This is a genomic window from Arthrobacter sp. HMWF013 (genome assembly GCF_003061105.1).
GTDB lineage: Bacteria > Actinomycetota > Actinomycetes > Actinomycetales > Micrococcaceae > Arthrobacter.
Window position 1 is genome coordinate 1 of record NZ_QAIQ01000426.1, and the last position, 1,979, is coordinate 1,979.

General features: G+C 70.3%; 1 protein-coding gene and 1 pseudogene. One reads left to right on the forward strand and one right to left on the reverse strand.

All coding sequences use genetic code 11. The features are described 5' to 3' along the window. On the reverse strand, positions 1–1,140 hold a 1,140-nt coding region (locus DBR22_RS15560; protein ID WP_108599769.1), incomplete at its 3' end, for a sensor histidine kinase. Positions 1,141–1,304: 164 nt separating this feature from the next. Between DBR22_RS15560 and DBR22_RS15565 the strand changes: the two are divergent. Further along, positions 1,305–1,979: pseudogene (locus DBR22_RS15565) on the forward strand (ABC transporter permease); the annotation flags it as partial.

Here is a 1,979-nt window from a genome sequence, read left to right on the forward strand (position 1 = left end):
GCCGTCGTCGTACACGTCAAGGGTGACTTCGTCCCCGAGGAAGGCCAGGGTGACGACGGCGGTGCTTGCCTGTGCGTGCTGCCGGACGTTGGCGAGGCTGGCCTGGGCGGCCCGGAGCAGGGTGACGCTGTACTGCGGCGGAAGCTCTGCGGGATCGCCCACCAGCTCGAACCGGCAGCGCAGGCCGTCGACCCGGGCAGCAGCCAAGGTTTCCGTCTCGGCGCAGAGGCGCTGCAGGCTTTCCGCGAGCGAGGACTCCAGGAGGTGGGGTGAGGTGAGCCCGCGGACGAAGCTGCGGGCCTCGGCCAGGTTTCCGGATGCCGTCTGCTGCACCAGCGCCAACCGTTCGGCGGCGGTGGCAAGATCGCCGTCTGTGAGGGACTTCTCCGCAGCGCGCGCCACCAGCACAATGCTGGACAGGCCCTGCGCCAGGGTGTCGTGGATTTCGCGGGCCAGGCGCTCCCGCTCGGCCAAAACACCGGCCTCGTGCTGGGTGCCGGCCAGCTGGGCACGGGTCCGCCGGAGCTCGTCCGCGGCCAGCCGCTGCGCCTCGCCTTCCAGGAACAAGGCCCGGTAGGCAAGGCCGGTGACGACGGCAAACCCGGCACCCAGCAGCGGTCCCAGGACCACGGGCAGGGTGGGCACCGGCAGCCCGCTGGCCAGCCACTGGGACGCAATCACGGCCGCGGTCATCATGGTGATGGTGAGCAGGGCAATCCGGCGCGGCAGCACGTGCAGGTGCAGGAAGAACAGCGGAAAAGCCAGCCAGGAAAAATCAGGGCTGCCGGCCAGGAGGACACCCCACAGTGCCGTCACCAGGCCAAGCCACACGACGGCGTAAGGGTGCGGGTTAAAGCCGGAACGGCCAGCGGCGTACCGCTTCTCCAGCACGGTGCCTGCGACGTACGCCGCCGCGAGGGCCAGTGCGAGCGCCGACCAAACGTAGCGTTGCGCTCCCGCGGGAGCGCCGCCGTCGGACGTGCCATTCCCCGAGGTGCCGTCCCCCAACGCGCTGTCCCCGAAGTGGAGGCGCAGGATGGCGACCAGCAGCAGGACCGCAAACCCCATGTGCAGCGTCACCCGCAGGAACCGCAGGATGGCGGCACCCGACGGTGTGGTCTGAGGGTCCGCGGCAAGCATTTCATCAGCTTATGCGCCTGCGGCGGCGGGCGGATCAACCAAAAGGTTGACCGCAGCCTCAGCCTTTCCGCCCGCCCTGCTCAACCAGATCCCCGATGTGGGCCGCGGCCGCGGAAAGGACAGTGGACAGAGAAGGAATTCCCCCGAACTGAAGGAAGTACAACGTGTTTCTCGCTATCCGCGATATCCGGTTCGCCAAAGGACGGTTCGCCCTCATGGGTGGCGTCGTGGCCCTGGTGACGGTCCTGCTGGTGATGCTCTCCGGGCTCACCGCCGGGCTGGGCGACCAGTCCACCTCGGCCATCGGAAAGCTGGGGTCAGGTCATTCCGGGGCCGGGGCCGCGTCCCGGCCGGTGGACAGCATCGTGTTCGGCGCTCCGGGCACCAACGAACCCACGGCGTCCTTCACCGAAAGTGAAGTGACGGCCGCACAGGTGGACAGCTGGGGGCATGCCGCGGGGGTGGACCGGGCCGAGGCCCTGGGCATCAGCCAGTCCCGCCTCCAGGGCGGCGACGGCGGCACCACCAACGTGGCGGTGTTCGGCGTGGCCGACGGCGGGCAGCTGGCTCCGGCGCCGGTCCGGGTGGGGGCGGTGGTGATCGGGTCAACCGTGGCGGCGGATCTGTCGCTCGACGTCGGGGACACCGCCACGGTGGGCGGCACCGGCCTGACCGTCTCCGCGATCGTGGATGACCAGTGGTACTCCCACACCGGCGTGGTGTGGACTGCCCTGCCGACCTGGGCCGGGGTGGCGCACCTTGCCCCGGCGGACAGCGGACCGGGCGGCGGACCGGGCAACCTGCCGGTGGCCACGGTCGTGGCGGTCACGTACCAGGAT